13 protein-coding genes are annotated in these 17,982 nt (G+C 46.8%); 10 read left to right on the top strand and 3 right to left on the bottom strand.

Annotated features, from left to right (window positions below; translation table 11 throughout):
- Positions 1-31 precede the first annotated feature (31 nt).
- The 5 genes from rplL to GJR95_RS25200 all read left to right on the top strand — a co-directional run bounded on the left by rplL (position 32) and on the right by GJR95_RS25200 (position 10,420).
- Positions 32-418 (top strand): 50S ribosomal protein L7/L12, encoded by a 387-nt coding sequence (gene rplL / locus GJR95_RS25220; RefSeq protein WP_162388502.1) that lies wholly within the window; start codon positions 32-34, stop codon positions 416-418.
- A gap of 250 nt (positions 419-668) precedes the next feature.
- Complete coding sequence (gene rpoB / locus GJR95_RS25215) at positions 669-4,538, top strand: DNA-directed RNA polymerase subunit beta (protein WP_162388501.1); 3,870 nt, start codon at positions 669-671, stop codon at positions 4,536-4,538.
- Positions 4,539-4,642: 104 nt separating this feature from the next.
- The gene (gene rpoC / locus GJR95_RS25210; RefSeq protein WP_162388500.1) at positions 4,643-8,992 is read left to right on the top strand and encodes a DNA-directed RNA polymerase subunit beta'; all 4,350 of its coding nucleotides are present in this window, start codon (positions 4,643-4,645) and stop codon (positions 8,990-8,992) included.
- Positions 8,993-9,117: 125 nt separating this feature from the next.
- Positions 9,118-9,921 carry a transglutaminase domain-containing protein gene (locus tag GJR95_RS25205; RefSeq protein WP_162388499.1) on the top strand — a complete coding sequence of 268 codons (804 nt, stop codon included), beginning with the start codon at positions 9,118-9,120 and terminating at the stop codon, positions 9,919-9,921.
- 58 nt (positions 9,922-9,979) lie between these two features.
- Positions 9,980-10,420 carry a hypothetical protein gene (locus GJR95_RS25200; RefSeq protein WP_162388498.1) on the top strand — a complete coding sequence of 147 codons (441 nt, stop codon included), beginning with the start codon at positions 9,980-9,982 and terminating at the stop codon, positions 10,418-10,420.
- 54 nt (positions 10,421-10,474) lie between these two features.
- Here GJR95_RS25200 and GJR95_RS25195 read toward each other — a convergent pair whose 3' ends face one another.
- A complete protein-coding gene (locus GJR95_RS25195; protein WP_162388497.1) occupies positions 10,475-11,410 on the bottom strand; it encodes a hypothetical protein in 936 nt (311 codons plus the stop codon).
- Positions 11,411-11,781: 371 nt separating this feature from the next.
- Between GJR95_RS25195 and GJR95_RS25190 the strand changes: the two genes are divergently transcribed.
- The 4 genes from GJR95_RS25190 (at position 11,782) to GJR95_RS25175 (ending at position 15,784) form a co-directional block, all read left to right on the top strand.
- Entirely contained in the window at positions 11,782-12,597 is an 816-nt protein-coding gene (locus GJR95_RS25190; protein WP_162388496.1) for an Fpg/Nei family DNA glycosylase, read from the top strand.
- A gap of 53 nt (positions 12,598-12,650) precedes the next feature.
- Positions 12,651-13,511, top strand: a complete 861-nt coding sequence (locus GJR95_RS25185) for a pirin family protein (protein WP_162388495.1) — start codon at positions 12,651-12,653, stop codon at positions 13,509-13,511.
- A 287-nt stretch (positions 13,512-13,798) separates the two neighbouring features.
- A complete protein-coding gene (locus tag GJR95_RS25180) occupies positions 13,799-14,830 on the top strand; it encodes an SDR family NAD(P)-dependent oxidoreductase (RefSeq protein ID WP_162388494.1) in 1,032 nt (343 codons plus the stop codon).
- Between the two features lie 147 nt (positions 14,831-14,977).
- Positions 14,978-15,784, top strand: a complete 807-nt coding sequence (locus tag GJR95_RS25175; RefSeq protein WP_162388493.1) for an AraC family transcriptional regulator — start codon at positions 14,978-14,980, stop codon at positions 15,782-15,784.
- A 236-nt stretch (positions 15,785-16,020) separates the two neighbouring features.
- Here the strand turns inward: GJR95_RS25175 and GJR95_RS42260 are convergent, their stop codons facing one another.
- Both GJR95_RS42260 and GJR95_RS42255 read right to left on the bottom strand, forming a co-directional pair.
- A complete protein-coding gene (locus tag GJR95_RS42260; RefSeq protein ID WP_232540858.1) occupies positions 16,021-16,734 on the bottom strand; it encodes a DNA polymerase Y family protein in 714 nt (237 codons plus the stop codon).
- A 47-nt stretch (positions 16,735-16,781) separates the two neighbouring features.
- Complete coding sequence (locus tag GJR95_RS42255; protein WP_232540857.1) at positions 16,782-17,147, bottom strand: DNA polymerase Y family protein; 366 nt, start codon at positions 17,145-17,147, stop codon at positions 16,782-16,784.
- A 120-nt stretch (positions 17,148-17,267) separates the two neighbouring features.
- Between GJR95_RS42255 and GJR95_RS25165 the strand changes: the two genes are divergently transcribed.
- Complete coding sequence (locus GJR95_RS25165) at positions 17,268-17,981, top strand: LexA family transcriptional regulator (protein WP_174260224.1); 714 nt, start codon at positions 17,268-17,270, stop codon at positions 17,979-17,981.
- The last annotated feature ends 1 nt before the right edge of the window (position 17,982 follow it).

Here is a 17,982-nt window from a genome sequence, read left to right as displayed (position 1 = left end):
CGTATCACAATCAAATTAAGAAAATACTACAATGGCAGATTTGAAAGCGTTCGCTGAGCAGCTTGTAAGCCTGACGGTTAAAGAAGTTAACGAACTGGCTGCTATCCTGAAGGATGAGTACGGAATTGAGCCGGCTGCTGCCGCTCCCGTAATGGTAGCTGGTGGTGCTGCAGGTGGCGGTGATGCTGCTCCAGCTGTTGCTGAGAAAACTTCGTTCGACGTAGTTTTAAAAGCGGCTGGTGCTGCTAAACTAGCTGTTGTGAAACTGGTTAAAGACCTGACAGGTCTGGGACTGAAAGAGGCTAAAGAATTAGTCGATACAGCACCGAAACCAGTTAAAGAAGGCGTTAGCAAAGACGAAGCAGAAGCACTGCGGAAACAACTCGAAGAAGCTGGTGCTGAAGTAGAAGTTAAGTAAGCAACCACTTGATCGTATATCGCTCCAGGCAGGGGAGGCCAGACCAACGTCTGGTCTTTTCCTGTTTGGAGACTTTTTTGTCTATGCCCTTGCAAAAGACAAACTTATTCGTATTGCATTACGTTGTCTATTCACGCCCCTTAGGTTGGGTGACGCCCGGGGCCTGAATGACCGCTTAGTTCGGGTGCCGTTGTAAATCTTCACAACGCGCTCATAGAGAATCGGTTACGCAACTAAACGAAGAACAATCTTGGCTACAAACGCGAAAATCAGTACGCGCAAAAATTTTGCGACGATTCAGCCAGTGATTGGGTATCCAGATTTTTTGGATATTCAAGTAAAATCCTTCAAAGATTTTTTCCAGCTTGATACCCCCTCGAATCAACGTTCGGAGGAAGGATTATTCAAGGTTTTTCAGGAAAACTTCCCAATTTCAGACTCCCGCGAGAATTTCAAGCTGGAGTTCATTGATTACTCTGTTGATCCACCGAAATACTCCGTTGACGAGTCTATTGATCGGGGGTTAACGTATTCGGTGCCTTTGAAAGCCAAGCTGCGCCTGTCGAATAACGATCCTGATAACGAGGATTTTGAAACGATCGAGCAGGAGGTATTCCTGGGTAACATTCCGTATATGACCGAGAAAGGCTCCTTCGTCATTAACGGAGCAGAACGGGTTATTGTTTCACAATTGCACCGTTCGCCGGGTGTGTTCTTCTCCATGAGCAAGCACACAAATGGCACCAAACTCTATTCAGCCCGGATTATTCCATTTAAAGGGTCCTGGATTGAGTTCTCGACAGACGTTAACAACGTCATGTATGCGTACATCGACCGGAAGAAGAAATTCCCGGTTACAACGCTGTTACGTGCAATTGGTTTTGGGTCAGATAAAGACATTCTTGATCTGTTTGGTCTATCGGAAGAAGTACCGGCAACGCCAGCAAACCTGAAAAAAGCGATCGGTCGCCGGTTAGCTGCCCGGGTGCTGCGTACATGGACCGAAGACTTCGTTGACGAGGACACAGGTGAAGTAGTTTCGATTAGCCGGAACGAAGTATTGCTTGAGCGTGACTCGGCTATCTCGGCGGACGATATCGATGTAATTACGGACTCAGGTCAGAAGTCAGTCATCCTGCATAAGGAGGACATGAATATGGCCGATTATAATATCATTTATAATACGCTGCAGAAAGACAGCTCAAACTCTGAAAAAGAGGCCGTTGAGCAAATCTATCGGCAGCTTCGGAATGCTGACGCACCCGATGAGCAAACCGCTCGGGAAATCATCCAGAGTCTGTTCTTTTCAGACAAACGGTATGATCTTGGTGATGTAGGCCGTTACCGGATTAACAAAAAACTCGGTCTCGACATTTCTTCGGAGATGAAGGTTCTAACGACAGAAGATATTGTTTCTATCGTGAAGTACCTGATTGGCCTGATTAACTCGAAAGCCGTTGTCGATGATATTGACCACCTCAGCAACCGGCGTGTCCGGACTGTAGGTGAGCAGTTATATGCCCAGTTTGGTGTTGGTTTGGCCCGGATGGCCCGGACAATCAAAGAACGGATGAACGTACGGGATAACGAGGACTTTAAACCCGTTGACCTGATTAACGCCCGGACTTTGTCGTCGGTGATCAATTCGTTCTTTGGAACAAACCAGCTGTCGCAGTTCATGGACCAGACGAACCCACTAGCCGAAGTGACGCACAAGCGTCGTATGTCGGCTCTTGGACCCGGTGGTCTGTCGCGCGAACGGGCTGGCTTTGAGGTTCGTGACGTACACTATACGCACTACGGTCGTCTGTGTACCATTGAAACCCCGGAAGGTCCGAACATCGGTCTGATTTCGTCACTTTGCGTCTATGCTAAAATCAATAGCATGGGCTTTATCGAAACGCCATATCGTATCATTGAAAACGGTAAGGTGTCAATGGATAAGCCTGTAATGTACCTGACGGCTGAAGAAGAAGATACGCACTATATCGCTCAGGCAAACGCCGGTATCGATGATAAGGGTAACTTCCAGGTTGATCGTCTGAAGGCCCGTTTCGAAGGTGACTTCCCAATGGCTGAGCCTGCGAATGTAACATTCATGGATATAGCGCCGAACCAAATTGTATCGGTAGCTGCTTCCATGATTCCGTTCCTTGAGCACGACGATGCGAACCGCGCCCTGATGGGATCGAACATGCAGCGTCAGGCAGTTCCACTGCTCCGCCCGGAAGCTCCAATTGTAGGAACAGGTCTGGAAGGACGCGTAGCTGTTGATTCACGGACGCTGGTTATTGCAGAAGCTGATGGTGTTATTGAGTTTGTCGATTCAACCAAAATCGTAGTTCGCTACGAGCTTGATGATGATCAACTGGCCGTAACATTCGATGAAGACCGGAAGACTTATAATCTGATCAAATTCCGCCGGACGAACCAGGATACTTGCATCAACCTCAAACCAACTGTCCTGAAAGGCCAGAAAGTGAAGAAGGGCGATGTACTCTGCGAAGGCTATGCTACACAGGCTGGCGAATTAGCACTTGGCCGGAACATGAAGGTTGCCTTCATGCCATGGCAAGGGTACAACTTCGAGGATGCTATTGTGATTTCGGAGCGGGTTGTTCGTGAAGATATTTTCACCTCGATCCACATCGAAGAATTTGAACTGGAAGTACGCGACACGAAGCGTGGTGAAGAGGAACTAACCTCCGAAATTCCGAACGTGAGCGAAGAAACGGTTCGTAACCTCGACGAAAACGGTATCGTTCGTATTGGTACAGAAGTGAAGGAAGGCGATATTCTGATTGGTAAGATTACACCAAAAGGAGAGAGCGATCCTACGCCAGAAGAAAAACTGCTCCGTGCTATCTTCGGTGACAAAGCCGGTGACGTGAAAGATGCTTCTAAAAAGGCACCACCGTCATTGAAAGGCGTTGTTATTGACACTAAGTTATTTGCGCGTCCGGCTAAAGAAGACCGGGGTAAGCACAAAGACGAAGTGAAAGCACTGATGAAGAAATACGGCCGTGAGCTGAATGACTTCCGTGCCCGCATGATCGAAAAAGTGGTTACACTGCTCGATGGCAAAACCAGCGTGGGTGTTAAGCATAAATTCGGTGACGAAATTGTCAGCAAAGGCGTGAAGTTTAACCGCAAGAACATTACGGAAAACTTATTCCCTGACAAGAACTCATACCGCGACGAAAGTGGTTACGCTGTGCCAGAAGAAGCGAACATCCTGATCGATGTCAATTTGGATGGCTGGACGGACGATGATAAGCTGAATCAGATGATCGTTCATCTGGTGAAGAACTACAACAATCGTCGGAGCGAAATTACGGGCCGATTCAAGCGTGAACGCTTTACGCTTGAAGTTGGTGATGAATTGCCAGCAGGTATCGTGAAACTGGCTAAGGTCTATATCGCCAAGAAGCGGAAGCTGAAAGTAGGGGATAAGATGGCCGGTCGTCACGGTAACAAAGGGGTAGTTGCCCGGATTGTACGGGATGAAGACATGCCATTCCTGGAAGATGGAACAAAAGTCGACATCGTATTGAATCCGCTTGGCGTGCCATCCCGTATGAACCTTGGGCAGATTTATGAAACCGTATTGGCATGGGCTGGTCAGAAGCTGGATCGGAAGTATGCAACGCCAATTTTTGACGGAGCTACGGAACAACAAGTTGTTGATGAGTTAGATGCTGCCGGTTTGCCATCATTTGGTCGTACATACCTCTATAATGGTCTGACGGGTGACCGCTTCGATCAACCAGTAACGGTTGGTATCATCTACATGCTCAAACTCGGACACCTGGTGGACGATAAGATGCACGCTCGTTCAATTGGGCCCTACTCGCTCATTACCCAGCAACCACTGGGTGGTAAGGCGCAGTTTGGTGGTCAACGGTTCGGGGAGATGGAAGTATGGGCGTTGGAGGCCTTCGGGGCATCGAACATCCTGCAGGAAATCCTGACTGTGAAGTCGGATGACGTTGTTGGCCGCGCGAAGGCATATGAAGCGATCGTGAAAGGTGAAAACCTGCCGAAGCCGAATATTCCGGAGTCGTTCAACGTACTCGTTCACGAATTGCGTGGTCTGGCACTTGAAATTACACTTGAATAAAGTATTAGAAGCGAGTATTAGGAGTGAGAAGCTGCGTAAGTGTCTTCTGCTCCTAATACCAATACTCGTTACTATTACTCGTTTTAACTTATAATCTCCAACCAATGTCGTTCAAAAAGAACAAGAAACTCAATAGCGACTTTGCCAGCGTGACGATCAGCTTGGCGTCGCCAGAGTCTATTTTGGAGAGTTCCTACGGCGAGGTGACACAGCCGGAGACGATCAACTACCGGACCTACAAACCCGAAATGGGTGGCTTGTTCTGCGAGCGCATCTTCGGGCCAGTGAAGGACTGGGAATGTCATTGCGGTAAATATAAGCGGATACGCTATAAAGGCATTATCTGCGATCGCTGCGGTGTTGAAGTAACCGAGAAAAAGGTTCGCCGGGAGCGTATGGGCCACATCGAACTGGTGGTGCCTGTTGCGCATATCTGGTATTTCCGCAGCTTGCCGAACAAAATCGGTTATCTGCTGGGTCTTTCGACCAAAAAACTCGATCAGGTGATCTACTACGAACGGTATGTCGTAGTTCAACCAGGTGTGAAGGCCGAAGACGGCATTAACCAACTCGATTTCCTGACGGAAGACGAGTACCTTGATATTATTGACAAACTGCCGAGCACGAACCAGCACCTCGACGACAAAGACCCGAATAAATTCATCGCAAAGATGGGGGCGGAAGCGTTGGAAATGTTACTGTCGCGCGTTGATCTCGACGAACTGTCTTATTCCCTGCGTCACTCAGCAGCAACCGACACATCGCAACAGCGGAAAGCTGAAGCCTTGAAGCGGTTGAAAGTTGTCGAAGCGTTCCGGGAGGCAAACGGCCGGATTGAAAATCGTCCAGAGTGGATGATCATCAAGATGGTACCAGTAATTCCCCCAGAGTTGCGCCCGCTCGTTCCACTGGACGGTGGTCGTTTTGCAACTTCCGATTTGAATGACCTGTATCGCCGGGTAATCATTCGGAACAACCGTCTGAAACGTCTGATCGAAATCAAAGCGCCAGAAGTAATTCTCCGTAACGAAAAGCGGATGTTGCAGGAAGCGGTTGATTCACTGTTCGATAACTCGCGGAAAGTGAACGCTGTTCGTTCGGAAGGTAACCGTGCCCTGAAGTCTCTGTCTGACATGCTGAAGGGTAAGCAAGGGCGTTTCCGTCAGAACCTGCTCGGTAAGCGTGTCGACTATTCCGGTCGTTCGGTTATCGTGGTTGGTCCTGAGCTGAAACTGCACGAGTGTGGTTTGCCGAAAGACATGGCTGCTGAATTATTCAAGCCGTTTGTTATTCGGAAGCTTATCGAACGGGGTATCGTTAAGACAGTGAAATCGGCGAAAAAGATCGTTGACCGGAAAGATCCTGTTATCTGGGATATTCTGGAAAACGTGCTGAAAGGCCACCCTGTACTGTTGAACCGGGCTCCAACGCTGCACCGTCTGGGTATCCAGGCATTCCAGCCGAAGCTGATCGAAGGGAAAGCAATTCAGTTGCACCCACTCGTCTGTACGGCTTTCAACGCTGACTTTGACGGTGACCAGATGGCCGTTCACGTGCCGCTGGGCCAGGAAGCTATCCTTGAAGCCTCGCTGTTGATGCTGGCATCGCACAACATTCTGAACCCTGCCAACGGTGCACCGATTACGGTACCTTCGCAGGACATGGTGTTGGGCTTATATTACGTAACTAAAGGTCGTAAGAACACGCCTGAATATCCAATTTCGGGTGAAGGAATGACGTTCTACGGTGCTGAGGAGGTAATTATTGCCATCAACGAAGGTAAAGTTTCCAAGCACGCCAACATTAAGTGTCGGGTTAAAGTCCGGGATGAAAGTGGTGAGCTGGTTTATAAAGTAATTGACACCGTTGCTGGCCGGTTGTTGTTCAACCAGGCTGTACCGGAAGAAGTAGGCTATATCAACGAACTGCTGACGAAGAAAAAGCTGCAACAAATCATTGCACTGATCTTCAAGATCTCGGGCGGTGCGCGTACGGCTCAATTCCTCGACGAAATCAAAGAACTTGGGTTCCAGATGGCGTTTAGAGGTGGGTTGTCAATCGGCTTGAGCGATGTCATGATCCCTGAAGCTAAACAGGGACTCGTTGAAGAAGCGAAGGCTGAAGTACAGAGCGTTTGGGACAACTACCTGATGGGTCTGATTACGGAGAACGAACGTTACAACCAGGTTATTGATATCTGGACGCGCGTAAATTCCCGTCTGACCGAGACGCTGATGAAGCAGCTCGAAGCCGATCAGGGCGGATTCAACTCAATTTACATGATGATGCACTCGGGAGCCCGTGGTTCTCGCGAGCAGATTCGGCAGTTGGGTGGTATGCGTGGTCTGATGGCTAAGCCACAGAAAAACCTGCAGGGTTCTGTTGGTGAGATTATCGAAAACCCGATCCTGTCGAACTTCAAAGAAGGTCTCGACGTATTGGAGTACTTTATCTCAACGCACGGTGCTCGGAAAGGTCTGGCCGATACAGCTCTGAAAACAGCTGATGCTGGATACCTGACCCGTCGTCTGCACGATGTAGCACAGGATGTTATCATCAGTGAAGATGATTGTGGTACGCTACGTGGTCTGCAAGTTTCGGCCCTGAAAGATAACGAAGACATCGTTGAACCACTGTCCGAACGGATTCTTGGTCGTACAACGGTTCACGATATCTACGATCCGCTGTCGAAAGAGTTGATTGTTGCTTCGGGTGAACTTGTTACGGAAGAAGTAGCTGCCCGTATTGACGAAACCAGTATCGAAACGGTTGAAATTCGTTCGGTATTGACCTGTGAGTCACGGCAGGGCGTTTGTGCAAAATGCTATGGTCGTAACCTGGCATCGGGGCGCATGGTAGACATCGGTGAAGCTGTGGGCGTAATTGCTTCTCAGTCCATTGGTGAGCCAGGTACACAGTTAACCCTGCGTACATTCCACGTTGGTGGTACGGCCTCTAACATTGCTGTCGATGCCTCGATCAAAGCGAAATTCGATGGTCTGATCGAATTTGAAGAAATGCGGACAGTACAGTCGGAAGACTCCGAAGGCAACGCTCAAACGGTCGTTATGGGTCGTTCGGGTGAAATTCGGATTGTTAATCCAAATGACCGTAATGTCGTTCTGATCAGCAATAACGTTCCTTATGGCGCGTTCCTGCGGGTGAAAGACGGCGATACGGTGAAGAAAGGTGACGATATCTGCGCATGGGACCCTTATAACGCCGTTATCCTGTCGGAACTGACTGGTACACTGAACTTCGACGCGATTGAAGATGGTATCACCTATCGCGAAGAGTTTGATGAACAGACGGGCTTCCAGGAGAAGGTGATTATCGAAAGCCGTGATAAAGCCAAGAACCCAGCAATTGTTGTGAGTGGAACAAGCTCGCTGTTGCTGCATCTTGACGAAACAGGCAATGGTCAGCTTCAGAAAGGCTATAACCTGCCGGTTGGTTCGCGCCTTGTTGTAAAAGAAGGACAATCGATTAAGGCTGGTCAACCGCTGGCTAAAATTCCACGTAACGTTGGTAAAACCCGTGATATTACGGGTGGTCTGCCACGTGTAACGGAATTGTTCGAAGCCCGGAACCCATCAAACCCGGCTGTAGTGAGTGAAATTGATGGTGTTGTTACGTACGGTACGATCAAACGGGGTAACCGCGAGATCTTCATCGAGTCGAAAGACGGCACCAAGAAAAAGTACCTCGTACCACTGTCGAAGTTTATCCTTGTACAGGACAATGACTTCGTACGGGCCGGTGCACCGTTGTCTGACGGAGCCATTACGCCGAGCGATATTCTGGCTATCAAAGGCCCGACTGCCGTTCAGGAGTATCTCGTGAACGAAATTCAGGAAGTATACCGTCTGCAAGGCGTAAAAATCAACGATAAGCACATTGAAGCTATTGTGCGTCAAATGATGCAGAAAGTTGAGATTATCGACTCTGGAGACACCAACTTCCTCGAAGGTCAGGTCGTTGACAAGTGGGCATTCCGTGAAGAAAACGATAAAGTTCTCGATGCGAAAGTGGTCATGGACGCTGGCGATTCGCCAAACTTCAAACCTGGCCAGATCGTAACGAGCCGTCAGCTGCGCGATGAAAATTCGAGCCTGAAACGTCGTGATCTAACGCTGGTGACTGTCCGTGATGCAATGGCCGCTGTTTCGCAGCCAACGCTGATGGGTATCACACAATCGTCGCTGGGTACTGATAGCTTCATTTCGGCTGCTTCCTTCCAGGAAACAACGAAAGTGTTGAGTGAAGCTTCTATCCGTGGCAAGCGCGACATGCTGGAAGGTCTGAAAGAAAACGTTATTGTTGGTCACCTGATTCCGGCAGGAACGGGTCTCCGCCGATACCAGAGCGCGATTGTTGGTTCGAAAGAAGAACTGGAGTCGATCACTGAGTCACGCGAACAGTTCGCCCGCAGCAAAAAACGGGCGACGGTATAAGCGTCAGACTGAGAATAGTTATAAAAATACCCCAACTGGAAACGGTTGGGGTATTTTTATGCTGAGATTAGAACAAAGAAGGTTAATTACAGATTATCTTGTAAAACATTCATCCAATACACAATATGCAACTCAACGCTGGTTGCGAACTTTCGTTCGAAGCTCAGGAACCAACCCCATTAATATTAATGCTACGTCCTCGCTCGGGAGCTGGACAATGGATTATCCGCGAAGAATATCAAATTACACCTGCTGTTAATGTTACTGAATTTACTGACATGTATGGCAATTTATGTCAGCGTGTTGTTGCACCGCAGGGGCCGTTCTCCATTCACTTTTCGGCAACCGTCCAAACGGCGGATCTTATTGATGTGTCAATTGGGGCACCTTATACCCCGGTTGAAGACTTGCCCGATGATGTATTGCATTATACCTTGCCTAGTCGTTACTGCCAGTCAGACCAATTAGGCGATCTGGCAACTGAGATCACAAGCAATAGTGAGCCCGGTTACGATCAGGCCGAGGCCATTCGGCGGTGGATTCATACGAACATAGTGTATCAATATGGAACTAGCGACGCCAGCACATCGGCAGTTGATACCGCCAATAAGCGCATTGGCGTTTGCCGGGATTTTACGCATTTGGGTATTTCGCTTTGTCGTTCACTCAATATTCCGGCCCGGATGGTAGTTGGTTATCTTTACCAGTTAGACCCAATGGATCTGCATGCCTGGTTTGAAGCGTATGTAGATGGGCGCTGGTTTACGTTCGATGCTACCCAGGATCAACCGCGTGGCAATCGAATTACGGTAGCATATGGGCGAGATGCCGCTGATGTTGCTTTTACAACTCAGTTTGGAGCAATGACGCTCAACGATATGAAAGTCTGGGTTGATGCCGTTGAAGTAGATAGTGAAGAAAAAAAGTAGATGGAGACGCAACCCTTTCAGTTTCAATGGAGTCTATAGAAAAAAAGGATACCAGCCGATGAACAGACAATTCCTTTTCTTTGCTTTGTTAGGGTCTATAACTGCCTGCCAGCATGAAAACGATATTCAGCCAAGTGCATCGTCATTGGCAGGCGAAGTGACTGGTAGCTACCAGACAAACTTTTTTCTTGATCCATCCTGTGTAGCTGTTCCAACCGATCAAATGCCTACTGCTGAGTTAAAAGCTGAATCAGATAGTACAGTTACCTTGCTTTATACAAAATTCTTTCCGAATAAAGAGGTTCGGCAACTATCGCATGTCAGCTTAAGTCGTCAGGCCGATGTGGTTCAGCTACGGATGGCTGATTCAAGTATTGGGTCATTTCAAACCGATCGTATTTTTACGAATAACGGCATGGAGAAACAGGGTAAAGTGTTACGGATAACCATGCAACAGAATCCACAGGAGGCACTGTTTTTTACCGGTTATAAAAAGTAAAAAGCGCGACACCGTTGGGTGCCGCGCTTTTAATTCATTTAAAATGGCTGTTATCTACCGAACTGCGAACTCGCCAGCTCCTATCCGGAACCCTTCTGAGTACAATTCAATAGTGTATTTACCGGGTTTGTAAGGAATTCCCCGCGTATACAGTAACTCGACGTTTTGACCATTGCTGGTGTAATTTACCGTTTGCTTGGTCGTGTAAATCGTTTCGTTACCGTCAACAGTAAAGGTGCCAGAGCCATTGGCCATATCAGACACTACAGCACCACTTGGGTCAAGTACGCGAACAAAAACTTCTTTCGGCTCTTCCTTCGTGAGTGGGTTATCGAGCAACGTATAAACTAGCTTGATTTTGTCCAGACGTTTTGCTTTGTAAGCATCATCCTCTTTAACCTTGCCTTTTGCGTTAACAGAAAAGACTTTAACGTTCTGAGCCTTCAATGCAGCCGCTCGGGTCACTTTCGTACTTAGTTCCTGATTCTGCGATACAACCGTTGTAACTGAGTCTGCCAGACGTTGCTTCTCCGTTTTAAGGCCGGTGTTTTCTTCATCCAGAACCTTGACATTGGTTGCCAGTGTTACGTTTTCTCGCTGGAGGTTAGCAATGAGGGTGTCTTTCTCCACCAGAAACGCTTCGTACTGTTTGATTTTAGTTTCATACTTAGCAATCGAAATCCGATTGCCTTTCCGCAGAGATGCTTTATCTACTTCCAGTTGAGCTTTCACTTTCTCCAGCTCCGATACGTCACCACCTAATTTTTGTACTTCGGCAATTTTAGCATCCAAAGCTGTCGAAATTGAATCCAGCTTAACACGAGTGGTTGACAGCTCCTCAACACGCTCTGAGATAGTTACTTCCTGATTCTCTGAAACTTTCTTCTGGTCAAAATACAGATAACTGGATACACCAGCTAAACCTGTCATTATAATCAGGGCCGCCAATAAGGCACCATTTGTCTTTGACCTTGGGGGATTGTTCTCCATAGCAAATTTTCAGTTTAACGGTTTAACATGCACAGACTAAAAAAAGCCGCTTGCGCGGTTGTGTAGAGGTTGTTACATCTGAGTGTAGTGTTGGGCTAAGAATCGTATATTTTTGTTATAGAAGAACTCGTTTAAAGCGCGACATGAATTTGGAACGCCCTCCGATACTGGCATATTGCATCAAACAACTCATTTATGTCCAAAAAAGTTTTTTTTAAGTATATGCCAGACAAAGGTAATGCATTGTGACTATCAATTTGTTAAACCGAATAATAAATAATTTTAGTAGCCTATATAAAATACCGTATAGTAAGAAAATACAGTGCCATACACAACAATAACAACTGACAAACACAATTGGTTATCTCCCCATGCCCGAACTACCCGAAGTTGAAATTCGACGTCAATATCTTGAAACATCTGCGCTTTATCAACCAATTAACCATATCGAGGTTGAGGATAAAAAGCTACTAACTACTGATTATAACACATTAATCAATACACTTGAAGGTCGCTCATTTACCGGTACACGTCGGATCGGTAAAAATTTGTTCGTCCTGACAGACAACACTGATATCATCGTTCACATGCATTTTGGCATGACTGGCGATCTGCAGTATTATCATGCTTCTCTTGACCGTCCGCGCTTCGCCCGAATCGTATTTGAGTTCGAAACCAATTTTAATCTGGGCTTTCTCTGTCCGCGAAAGTTTGAGCGTGTTGGCTTAATAGACAATATTGATGTCTTCCTGCAACGTAAAAAAATTGGCAAAGATGGTTTAGACATCACGTTGGACGAACTTTCGGAGCGAGTTAAACGCAAAAAAGCGCTAATTAAACCGGTGCTTCTTGACCAAAGCGTGGTGGCTGGCCTTGGCAACTGGATTGTCGACGAAGTTCTTTTTCAGGCATTTGTCCATCCCGAACAACGTGCTGACTCGCTCACTAACGGACAGCTTAGTCAGATTCATGCCGCAACTCGCCTTGTTCTGGAGACCGCGATTCGCAATGAGGCAACATACCGTGATTTCCCCAGCAGTTTTCTAATTCACGTCCGCGAATGGGACAACTCGCCTTACGACGACCTGGAGGCTCATAAGTTTTGTCCTCGATGTGGTACACGGATCGAGCGAATCGTTGTTGGCGGACGTACAACCTTCCTGTGCCCGAAGGAGCAACTGCTTTAATGAACTTGTCGATGTGGAACAATGTTGGCGTATTAAATGTATTTACATTAATTATGGCAACACAACGCGCTATTTCAGCAATACATACAGCTACCCCAAACAATGTTGGTGATGGCTTTATTGGCTTAAATGCATTTCATCCGCAAGGGTCCAGACCATTTAATCCATTTCTACTTTTAGATCATCATGGGCCAATGACGGTACAACCCTCCAATAAACCAAAAGGGGTTGATGAACATCCGCATCGGGGTTTTGAAACAGTGACAATTGTTTATAAAGGCGCTTTGGAACACCGCGATTCGGCAGGCAACCATGGAAAACTCTTTGCTGGTGATGTACAATGGATGACGGCAGCGTCGGGCATCATTCATGAAGAAAAACACGAGAAAGAATTTTCCCGTCAGGGTGGTCAACTGGATTTTGTACAACTGTGGGTTAATCTGCAAGCTAAAGATAAAATGAGGCCACCCCGTTATCAGGATATTGCATCGACAAGAATTCCGACGGAAACACTGGCTAACGGGGGGCAACTTCGGGTTATTGCCGGTGAACTATCGGGCTTGCAGGGGCCAGCTCAGACTTTTAGTCCAGTGGTTCTTGCCGACTTATCGTTGTCGGCGGGCCAGTCAGAAACCATACAGGTGCCTACCGATTATTCGCTGATGGTTTATGTCTTAAGTGGGTCGGCAGCTCTGAACGGTGAATCACTCCAACGTGGTCAGATTGCTTTACTGAATCACGATGGCGAGTCGATTACGCTTTCGACCACTGCTGATGCGAAATTACTCATCCTGGCCGGTGAGCCAATTCATGAGCCTCTGGCAGCTTATGGCCCATTTGTAATGAATAGCAGGGAAGAGCTAATAGAAGCATTTAATGACTTTCAGGCTGGCCGCATGGGCGTACTGAATTGAGTTTTAGTGTCTTCGTAACAGAAGTAGGAGTTCCGCTCAGAACTGTACCACGGTTTTTTTTCGTATCATTAGTAATCGTGGTATAGTTCTGAGCGGAACTCCTGAGGAGAAAACCAGTGGTAATTTTCATCCCTTCGCTTAAATACCTGTTCAACTAGAACAGCTCCAACCAAATACTATGGTCGGGTTTGGTCAATGGTCTTTAAAACAAAGAAATAAGGTCTTTAAAACAAAACCCTCAAAATCCGCTCGGCCTACTTTTGTTCCAACCATTTATCTCTTAAATCATGGAACAAGAAACAAGCGTAGACTATGCCAACGGGGCTCTGCAGAAGCCAATCCATTCCGGTTTTACAGCCACTTCCACCACCACTGACGTCATTAAAGGAATTGACCTTAGCGGAAAAACAGCCATCGTAACCGGAGGTTATGCAGGAATAGGGTTAGAAACGGTTAAAACCTTTGTAGAGGCAGGAGCACATGTTGTAGTGCCTGCTCGTGATGTTAACAAGGCGGCAAAAAATCTGGAAGGCATCCCGAACATTCTCATCGAACCGATGGATTTGATGGACTCACCTTCCATTGATGCGTTTGCGGCAAAATTCCTCAGTACCGATAGGCCGCTACATATATTAGTCAACAATGCGGGTATAATGTGGGTACCGCTCCAGCGGGATGCACGAGGATATGAATCTCAACTGGCCACGAATCATCTGGGGCATTTTCAACTCACGGTAAGGCTTTGGCCAGCCCTAAAAAAAGCGGGTAATGCCCGAGTTGTCAGTGTTTCTTCTTTTGGTCATCAGATGGCACCCTTTAACTTTGACGACCCCAACTTTGACCACCGAACCTATGAAACCCTGGTAGGCTATGGCCAGTCTAAAACGGCAAATAATCTTTTTGCTGTAGAACTGGATTCCAGGGCCAAAGCGTTTGGAGTTCGTGCCTTTTCGCTTCATCCGGGATCCGTTAATGGAACTGATTTAGGGCGGGTTGCTCCCATGGACTTATTTCAACAAATGGGCACCCATGATACCGAAGGCAACCTGTTTCCTGAGGTTGCCCGGAAACTAAAAACGATTCCACAGGGTGCCGCAACAACCGTTTGGTGTGCAACCAGCCCGCAACTGGCTAATCTGGGCGGAGTGTATTGTGAGAATGCCGATGTGGCCGAATTAGATCTGGGAAACATTGACCATCACTATGATGACCCATTGACACTTCGTGGTGTAAAACCTTATTCAGTCGATGCGGAAAATGCGAAACGATTGTGGACGTTGAGTGAAGAGCTAACAGGCGTTTCGTTTGTAACGGAGTAAGATCTGTTTTCTACCTACCAATGGGTTAAAACGGGTAAAAAGGTAGCGTTTAAGACTCTACCTTTTTACCTGGGTCGATGGGTGTGCCATTCGTATGACCGTCAGATTTTACAAAGAGTTTGTTTTGTACCATAGCCTTTAAAAATCGTGGGACATCAAGCCTACTATATCCATCCTGACCTGAAGCTGTCATCCTTCGATGATAAGTTTTATAAAGCCGACGTGCTGTTCGAGCATCATTTGCTGGTCTGGTTTATTTCAGGAGAAACCAAGATCGTGCAGGGGGATAAGGTTCATTGGTTCGGTGCTGGCGACATCTTATTGTTTCCCCGTAATCAGCTCGTGACGGTAATCAATTATCCTAAAGACGGTTTGCCGCACAAATCAGTAGTAATGCATCTGACTAAGAGTCGATTAACCGGGTTTTACGCTAAAAATAAGGTTGACGTTAAGCAGATGCAGCCTCCGAAATTCCACACATTTGACCAGCATCCGCTTCTAAAAAGCTGTCTGGCCTCCTTGATTCCCTATTTTGAGCTGAAAGAATCATTGCCCGATACAATTGCTTCCATAAAAATAGAAGAAGCCATTACTATACTTAGGATGATCGATCCCAATATCGACCATTTGCTGGCTAATTTTGATGAGCCCGGCAAGTTAAGTCTTGTCGATTTCATGGAGCAGAACTACATGTTCAACATGTCGATGGATAAGTTCGGTTACCTGACTGGCCGCAGCTTGACCACGTTTAAGCGGGATTTTAAAAAAGTATTCCAGACTACCCCGCAAAAATGGCTTATGGATAAGCGATTGGAACTCGCCCATTATCAGATCCGGGAAAAGAAGCGAAAGCCTTCCGAGGTTTATCTGGAGGCTGGCTTTGAGAATCTATCCCATTTTGGCTATGCCTTTAGAAAACGTTATGGTTATGCACCAACCGAAATAGTGGGTTAGCTAACTGACACCGAAAAAGTAAGTACTGGCACTATCATCGTTATAGCTTATTGAAATACCCGATTATTGTTTTCTCTTACAGGCAACCCTCTGTTGTACAACGTTATAAATCCTTAATATTCCCAGATCCAATTACGTCTCTATAAACAGGATTCTCACGAAGTTCCGTAGCGCGAACGAGTTTATCGGAGCCGAACTTTGTTTTTAGATCATAGAGTGTTTGCCGAAATTTATACTTACGTGTCGTATCGGTAAACAGACAATACTACTTCGGTTGGTATGAACCGGAAAACAACAACGTACATGGTATGCAGGAGTTCGTTTAAAACGGGTTCGCAACGATGAGCTGCCTGAAACTTATCCAATCGTCCCCGAATAATCTGATAAAGTTCGATACCATCCTGTTTCGGTTCAGGAAAATGAGCTTCGTAGTTAAAGGTCTTGCCCGTGTGGTATCGGCACGGGAATGACATATCCTGGCAAAATACGCCCTGCTTCACCATCCTTCGTTCGAGTGTAAGACAGAGCGACCGAAGTAATTCATCTAAGCGTTCTGGGGTGTGCCGCTGTTCAACTGAAATCGTTCGCATGGCAGACATGCTTTTGTTGCCGTCGTTCGTTTGTAAATCGACCTCTCCGCCAAAGTTTAGGCGCAAATGCCAGTGCCAGCCAATAATACTTTTGCAGATAGCCTTGAGGTGATTTGGGGAGGCATAACGGAGATCGAGCGGAGTGTATACTCCTCCTGCCTGCAACCGTGCGGCCATGCGGTGCCCAATGCCGGGCAAATCAGTCAGAGAAAGCGTTTGCAGCACATTGTCGATCGTATCTGGTGTAATGATGGTTAAGCCATCCGGTTTTTGGATATCTGATGCCAGTTTTGCCAGAAATCCATTAGGCGCAATCCCAATAGAACATTGCAGATAATCGCCCACTTTCTCCCGAATCACCTGCTTGATGTTTCGGCCACCTGTTGCATGTCTTTATAAACCAGCTGTTAACTCGTCAGATCAACGACAGCTTCGTCAACACTTTTTGGAACAACATCGTCAGAAAACGTACGCAGAACGGCAATAATCTTCGTATGATATTCCCGATACCGATTTGGGTGCGTCTCTATTGGTACTGGTTCCTGGCATAAGAAAATGGCCTGATTGAGCCGCATTCCTGTTTTTACGCCTTTCTGTTTAGCTTCTATCGAGGGAGCAATTACACAACCATGCCGACCTGTATACACACATACGCCTACAGGACGCCCACGCAGCCAATAATTTTCCTGCTGTTCGCAGGAAGCAAAGAAACTGTTCATATCCACAAACAGTACCGTTGGAGAAGTATGCGTCGTGAGTCGGTTGTGGTTCATTAATTTTACGAAAAGAAAGTGTCTTTTGGCCTATTCATTCGTCTGTATTTGTTGTATGTTTGTTGTAATACAAGCGCAATATATTTTACTTGTATTATGTTGTCGACAATCTATACGACAATGGCAGGAAAATGTTTAGAAAAAATTAATGACGCAGTGACTATACAAGATCGATTAAAGCAGGTGTTTGATGCGTTGGGCATTACTATCTATCAGATTGCCAAAGAATTAGGCGAAAATCCGTCTAAATTTTATAATATTCTGAATGGGCGGGCCAAACCATCGTATGACACCATCATGAGTTTACTGGCGTGTTATCCTCAAATCAGTGCAGATTACCTGATACGAGGGATTCTTCCTGTGCTGAATTCGCCAGAGCCCAATGCAAAAATGATGCCATCCGATGATGAAACCGTCGAGGTGCCGTTTGTGCCGGTCCGATTCTACGCCACATTTGTGGAGAGTTATGCCGATGGCTCCAGCGCGTCAGAAACAGAATCATTCCGGGTCCGAAAACCCGTTATGAAAGGACATAGGCAGGCGGTTGTGCTGGAAATCTCGGGCAATAGCATGAGTCCACAACTCGCCCACGGAGCCAAAGTATTAGCGGTACGCATCAGCGAAAGTGACTGGGAGTATCAATCTGGGGGTGTTTATGCCGTCATGTACCGTGATTACTTTGTTGTGAAACGTATCCGCGACAATGAACTGATCACACGGAAATACCTGACACTACACTCTGATAATCCAAATGGAGGGAACGTGACGGTTCCATTACAGGATATTCGCGGGATGTGGAAGATTGTAACAATCGTAGAAGCACCAGTAGAGTAAA

The sequence above is a fragment of the Spirosoma endbachense genome (assembly GCF_010233585.1).
Classification (GTDB): Bacteria; Bacteroidota; Bacteroidia; order Cytophagales; family Spirosomataceae; genus Spirosoma; species Spirosoma endbachense.
The sequence above is the reverse complement of the archived record's forward strand: the minus strand, read 5'-3'. Positions and strand labels throughout refer to the sequence as shown.